Here is a 6,359-nt window from a genome sequence, read left to right as displayed (position 1 = left end):
GGAATAATCTGTACCCTGTAACCTGTACTTTTCAAAGCCACAGCTACCCCACTCGCTGCCGAAGGTGAGAGGGAATAATCTGTACCCTGTAACCTGTACCCTATTCCCTATTCCCTTCTTCACTCCCCAATCTTACCGAGATGGTAATGTTTCAAACCTGAATTCAGTTCCTACTTTAAGTTTGTTGCTATAGCGAGGAGACACGAGCAACGATGTGTCATAAGGATTTGGTAAATCAGGAGTACGGATATAAGGATCGTTGCCAACTTGCTGAGTCAGGGCATCATGATATAAAGTATTAATCAACTTAGCGTCGCGGGCAATTTCATTTTCTGGGAAGGAACCACCGAAACTAGAACCAGATCCGAGAAATGAGTCTAGCTGACGCCTGAGGCTGCTACTATTTTCGTAGAAATTGCGATCGTGACGAAAATAAGCTCGTTCAAATACATCATTCATAGTTTCAGAATTGGGTGTTGCCGTTTGGGCAGATGCAATAGAGGGAAAAGCAATACCAGCAGCAAGCAGCACCAATAAACCACCAAAGGTTTTAAATTTTATACGCACGTTTTTGACTCCTCAACTTTTGCTTTGGGCGAATCTTAATTTATGCTGAAGTTCAGAACTCTGATGAGTTCAACCTTTGGTGTAGCACAACTTTTAATGTTTTGTAATGACGTATCCTACTGAAACTCTTACCCACTCAGATATTTGGGCAACCACTTCTGATTTGACCACTTTACGCCACAAGCTACTAGATTTATTTTGCCAACTTGCTTATCAAGAAGGTGATTTTCTCCTATCTTCTGGGCTGCGTAGTTCTTATTACGTTAATAAGACACAGGTAACGCTCCATCCTCAAGGCGCTTTAGCAGTCGGACGGTTACTATTTCCTTTATTACCTGTAGATACACAGGCTGTAGGTGGTTTAACAATGGGAGCCGATCCAATTGTCACAGCAGTGAGTATAGTTTCTGTTTATGAAAACCGCCCAATACCAGCGCTGATTATTCGCAAGGAAGCCAAGGGTTATGGGACAAGAGCTTATATAGAAGGCCCCAGTTTACCAGAGAGCGCAAAAGTAGTAGTTTTGGAAGATGTAGTAACAACTGGGCAATCTGCTCTAAAAGCGGTTGAGCGTCTTAAAGATGCAGGTTATACCGTAAATCAAGTAATTTCACTGGTAGATCGACAACAAGGGGGAGGTGAGTTGTACCAGTCAGCGGGGTTGAAGTTTGAAACTTTATTTTCGATTCAGGAAGTTCAAGAACGCTATCGACAACTTGCAAAGTCATGAACAAAAGGAGATAGATAAATATGCAAGTAACAGTATCTACAGAACTAACACAAGAAAAAGTCGATAAAGCTGTGAGCGCAATTCTTGAAGTGCATGGAAGAAACAAGTCAAATCCTCTTCCCTTCTGCCTTCTGCCTCCTGCCTCCTGCCTTGTTTCTTGAAAGAGGGATTACTTCATCGGTAAGGTGAGGGTGAACGCTGTTTGACCAGAAGGTGTTAAATCAAGGGTAAGGTCGCCCCAATGTGCCCTGGCAATTTCTCGGGCTAGGCTCAGTCCTAGTCCGATTGCTTCTATCTTGCGGTTACGTGAGGGATCGCCGCGATAAAATCGGTCAAAAATACGTAGGCGAAGCCCGTCGTAGACATCGCGATCGCTTAGGGGAATATCTTTTGATGCATTGACAATAGTGACGTAGAGAGTTTTTGGAGTTTGATGAGCGCGAATTTGTATCCAGCCCTTGGCGAGATTGTATTTAATTGCATTACATAAATAGGTTTTGCAAAATTTGAATTAAAAGATCGCGATCGCCTTTTACCCACAACCCATCAGTAAAGTCAGTTTGCACTGTCAAATGGGGAGCTAGCATTTCTACATCTTCTAGCATCTCCATCAGCAACTCAGACATATCCACTTCAACCAGATACAAGCTCATTTTTCCGGCATCTGCCAGAGATAGCAGCAAGAGTTTTCGCATAATTCCACTCAGGCGGCGCACCTCATCTAACAAATTGCTTAAGCGCTGTTGTACTTCACTACCGGGATCGACCTGTTGGAGTGTTCGTTCTAGTTCGCCTTGCAAAATAGTTAGTGGGGTTTTTAGTTCATGAGCCGCGTCCACCCAGACCTGATTTTGCAGCCGCAGCGACAAAGTTAGGAGTTACAGAAGCACAGTTAAAGGCGGCATTAGGAGTTCCAGGCGATCGCAGTCAACGCCCACCCAGACCTGATTTTAAAGCCGCAGCAGCAAAATTAGGAGTTACAGAACAACAGTTGATCGACGCGCTAGGTGTTCCACCTCATCCTCCTGGCGATGGCGCAGTGTCTCCCCAAGGAAACCGTCTTAATCAACCAAAATAGTAAATAGACTACGCGGTAGGGGCGCAAGTCCTTGCACATAGGTGTTAACTTAACGCTAAACCCGCTTGGTGAGAACGTTTTGCCCTCACCCCAGCCCCTCTCCCATCCGTGAGCTACCGTGTACACACAAGTCTTTTAGAGTTGTTGCGTAACGTAGGAAAGATTAATTTTTGCAGGTCAATGCATTAAAGGTGCAGGTCAATGCATTAAAGGTGCAGGTCGATGCATTAAAAGTGCAGGTCGATGCATTAAAAGTGCAGGTCGATGCATTAAAGGTGCAGGTCGATGCATTAAAGGTACAAGTCGATGCATCAAAGGTGCAGGTCAACAAACTTATTGTGTACACCGTAGCATCCGTCAGAGGAGAGCTAGACATTCAATTCCCCTTCTCCTTTGGGAGAAGGGGTTAGGGGATGAGGGCGTGAGGGATTTGCAAAACGCCTGTCCGATATAGTTTTCGGCTTAAGTTGACACCAATGGGCCTTGCGTCCCTACGACAGGTGTGGTTCCAATGCTGCTCGGTTAAAGGGAAAAGGAGTGGAAGGCTAAATATATAAGGTTTTTCCCCTTTAACATGAGTCCCTTTCCCCCAAAACCCGACAAGTATTGGGTGTGGTTCAAATATATGAAAGATGCTGTATATATAGTGTGAGATTATTTGATTTTTTCTTTCGCCAGAACTACTACAATTACTATTGATGCTAGATAATGGGAAGGCTTTGACATTTTCTTGCCAATCTAGCCCGGAAACAATAACTAAGACTTATGCGAACTCACTATTGCGGCGAACTCCGAAAAGAACATATTGGAGAAACTGTTACCTTTTACGGATGGGTAGACCGTCGCCGCGATCATGGTGGTGTGATATTTTTAGATTTACGCGATCGCTCTGGAACTGTCCAAATCGTCAGCGATCCGCAACGCACCCCAGATTCTTACGAATATGCGAACGCCCTGCGAAATGAATATGTTGTCGAAATCACTGGTAGGGTAACACAACGTCCCGAAGAATCGTTGAATACCCGCATCCCCACAGGCGAGGTAGAAATCTACGCCGATAAAATTGAACTACTCAATGCTGTTCGCAAACAGTTACCTTTCCAAGTTTCTGTAGCTGACACCGAAACAGTACGAGAAGACTTACGACTGAAATATCGTTATTTGGATTTGCGACGCGAACGGATGGCGCAAAATTTGCAACTGCGTCATCAAATTGTCAAAGCCATGCGTCGTTATTTAGAAGATTTGGAAGGTTTTATCGAAGTCGAAACCCCAATTCTTACCCGTTCTACCCCAGAAGGGGCGCGGGATTATGTTCTACCCAGTCGCGTCAATCCTGGTGAGTGGTATGCTTTGCCGCAATCACCCCAGCTATTTAAACAATTGCTGATGGTATCCGGCTTAGATAGATATTATCAGATTGCCCGTTGCTTTCGTGACGAAGACTTACGCGCCGACAGACAACCAGAATTCACTCAGTTGGACATGGAAATGAGCTTCATGTCCCAAGAAGAAATTATCGAACTAAATGAGAATTTAATTTGCCATATCTACAAAACAGTTAAAGGCATTGAGTTACAGCGCCCTTTCCCCCGTCTCACTTATGCTGAAGGGATGGAACGCTACGGTAGTGATAAACCAGATACACGCTATGGTTTGGAATTAGTTGATGTCTCAGATATCGTGAAAGACTCTAATTTCAAAGTCTTTCGGGACACTGTTACCAATGGTGGTATCGTCAAAATCCTCCCCATTCCCAACGGTAACGATGTAATTTCTAATGTCCGCATTAAACCAGGCGGCGACTTATTTAAAGAAGCCAGCGAAGCCGGCGCTAAAGGTTTAGCTTATATCCGCGTCAGGGATGATGGCGAAATTGACACCATTGGGGCAATTAAAGACAATTTAAGCGAAGAACAAAAACAAGAAATTTTGCGCCGCACAGGTGCAAAAGCTGGACATTTGCTGTTGTTTGGGGCAGAGGAAGCTGCTACAGTTAATAAAACTTTAGATAGATTACGACAAGCGATCGCTAGAGAATTTAACTTAATCGATCCCGAAAAAATCAACTTACTCTGGATCACAGATTTCCCGATGTTCGAGTGGAATGCTGACGAAAAACGTCTAGAAGCATTACACCACCCGTTTACAGCACCACATCCTGATGATTTGAGCGATTTAAAGACTGCACGCGCCCAAGCTTACGACTTAATACTCAACGGCGTGGAAGTTGGCGGCGGAAGTCTGCGGATTTATCAGCGAGAAATTCAACAGCAAGTGTTTGAAGCGATTGGGTTATCTCCTGAAGAAGCACAAAGTAAATTTGGCTTTCTCTTAGAAGCATTTGAATATGGTACACCGCCGCATGGTGGCATCGCCTACGGTTTAGATCGTTTGGTGATGTTGCTAGCTGGCGAAGAATCTATTCGGGATGTCATTGCTTTTCCGAAGACACAACAAGCACGTTGTTTGTTAACAGATGCGCCTTCGAGTGTAGATGCTAAACAGTTAAAAGAATTACACGTTGCTTCGACTTATAAACCAAAGTCTTAACCGACTTTATCCAATTGGGCGGCATAAACAGCAATATCGTTTGTTTCATTGCTAATACCAAACAAGCCAACCCAAGGTGCGCTCTATCACTCAGTGTTTTGGAGCGCTCTTTGGGTTGGAGTAGTACTTGTATAATTCAACAGCAATTTTGATTATTTTAATGTTCAAAACTCAGTGACAATGTTAACAATTTTATCTTCGGTGTCGTATCCAAAGTAGGTTGGGTAAATACCATCTCCATACCCTGATGAAAAGGCAATTATATTTAATTGGGTAGATTTATCTATACAAATATTTGTCCAATCCCATGTAGGTCTGTAATTTTTTCTTAATTCATCTTGAATCAGGTCTATCAAGCTTTGTTCTTAAGGATTAGCAATGTATGCATAGTATATTGAATCGTCAATAATTTTTACTGCATCAAAATCCATAAAGCAACCGACTCCAGAATCAACTGGATAACCCAAGGTGTCATTTTCTGTAAGCGAAGCTAGTTCTTCATCAGAGCAAATACCTAATTTCCAATTTACGGGAGTTTCTTCGCTAATACGAATTATGGCATAAGCCACTCTTTGGTAATTATTTGTTGGATAATGAGCAACAATTAATAAAACAGGATATTTACCAATTGGTAAAGACTTTTGAAAAGCTTCACTATCAGGAAAAGCAAGTGGATCGCAAGCTACTAATCTTCCTGAAGTTAAAATTAATTCCCCAACATAATGGGTTGTAAATGTAATATCTACAATTGAACTAGATAATTTTTCACCTCTTAAAACTTTATAAAAATTAATAGTATCCATTTTTGTATAACGCTTGAAATAGACATTGTAGCATAAAATACTTCAAATCCTTACAATGCTTAAGTGCTTGATAAAACCTGTTGTCTTTGATGAAGTTCAAAGTGCAAATATTTTTTGCATTTAATCTGATTTATGCATTAGCTCTTAATGTAATTTGCTAGAATTACTATAGTTTTTGTTTCTGAAATCTGGAAGAAATCTAGCATTTTATTATTATGATTATGCGCCTTCCCACAATTGCTGCAACCTTTCTGGTTGCTAGTCTTGGTATCGGTACACTTTTGAGTATTGCTGCCCCAGCCTCGGCTGAAGAGATAATAACTTGTTCAAGCCAAAATAATCGAAGGAATACTTGTTCGGTAGATACAAGAGGCAGAGTGAGGCTTGTCAGGCAATTGTCTAACACCAGTTGTAGAGGAAATTGGGGCTATCGGAGAAATCGTATTTGGGTGAGAAATGGTTGCCGAGCTGAGTTTTCAGTTGGCGATCGCAGAAACGACAGATATGACAGATACGATCGCAGAAACGATAGATATGACAGATACGATCGCAGAAACGATAGATATGACAGATACGATCGCAGAAACGATAGATATGACAGATACGATCGAAACGATAGATATGACAG

The 6,359-nt window shown here is 42.3% G+C and carries 6 protein-coding genes and 2 pseudogenes; 5 read left to right on the top strand and 3 right to left on the bottom strand.

Annotated elements, in window-relative coordinates; genetic code table 11:
- Window positions 1–132: 132 nt before the first annotated feature.
- Complete coding sequence (locus IQ229_RS08965) at window positions 133–567, bottom strand: hypothetical protein (protein ID WP_194043016.1); 435 nt, start codon at window positions 565–567, stop codon at window positions 133–135.
- A 106-nt stretch (window positions 568–673) separates the two neighbouring features.
- Between IQ229_RS08965 and pyrE the strand changes: the two genes are divergently transcribed.
- Window positions 674–1,297, top strand: coding sequence for an orotate phosphoribosyltransferase (gene pyrE / locus IQ229_RS08960; RefSeq protein ID WP_194043015.1), 624 nt, complete (start codon window positions 674–676; stop codon window positions 1,295–1,297).
- Window positions 1,298–1,466: 169 nt separating this feature from the next.
- Here the strand turns inward: pyrE and IQ229_RS08955 are convergent.
- A pseudogene (locus tag IQ229_RS08955) lies at window positions 1,467–2,133 on the bottom strand (sensor histidine kinase); the annotation flags it as partial.
- Here IQ229_RS08955 and IQ229_RS08950 point away from each other — a divergent pair.
- From IQ229_RS08950 to aspS, 3 genes are all read left to right on the top strand, one after another.
- Window positions 2,106–2,375, top strand: a complete 270-nt coding sequence (locus IQ229_RS08950; RefSeq protein WP_228013319.1) for a hypothetical protein — start codon at window positions 2,106–2,108, stop codon at window positions 2,373–2,375. The pseudogene IQ229_RS08955 and the gene IQ229_RS08950 overlap by 28 nt on opposite strands.
- A 170-nt stretch (window positions 2,376–2,545) precedes the next feature.
- Window positions 2,546–2,785, top strand: coding sequence for a hypothetical protein (locus IQ229_RS08945; protein WP_194043013.1), 240 nt, complete (start codon window positions 2,546–2,548; stop codon window positions 2,783–2,785).
- A gap of 355 nt (window positions 2,786–3,140) precedes the next feature.
- Window positions 3,141–4,928 (top strand): aspartate--tRNA ligase, encoded by a 1,788-nt coding sequence (aspS, locus tag IQ229_RS08940; protein ID WP_194043012.1) that lies wholly within the window; start codon window positions 3,141–3,143, stop codon window positions 4,926–4,928.
- 164 nt (window positions 4,929–5,092) lie between these two features.
- Here the strand turns inward: aspS and IQ229_RS08930 are convergent.
- Window positions 5,093–5,731 (bottom strand): annotated as a pseudogene (locus IQ229_RS08930) (DUF4241 domain-containing protein).
- A 215-nt stretch (window positions 5,732–5,946) separates the two neighbouring features.
- Here IQ229_RS08930 and IQ229_RS24820 point away from each other — a divergent pair.
- The coding region (locus IQ229_RS24820) for a DUF3011 domain-containing protein (protein WP_409339911.1) at window positions 5,947–6,359 on the top strand (413 nt) is incomplete at its 3' end.

The organism is Nostoc cf. edaphicum LEGE 07299 (assembly GCF_015207245.1).
In the GTDB taxonomy this organism is placed as follows: domain Bacteria; phylum Cyanobacteriota; class Cyanobacteriia; order Cyanobacteriales; family Nostocaceae; genus Nostoc; species Nostoc edaphicum_B.
This window is presented reverse-complemented; position numbering and strand designations above follow the sequence as displayed.

Bases quoted from the DNA above. Each gene is read 5' to 3' on its own strand.
- pyrE (WP_194043015.1), top strand. From the start codon at position 674: ATGACGTATCCTACTGAAACTCTTACCCACTCAGATATTTGGGCAACC.
- aspS (WP_194043012.1), top strand. From the start codon at position 3,141: ATGCGAACTCACTATTGCGGCGAACTCCGAAAAGAACATATTGGAGAA.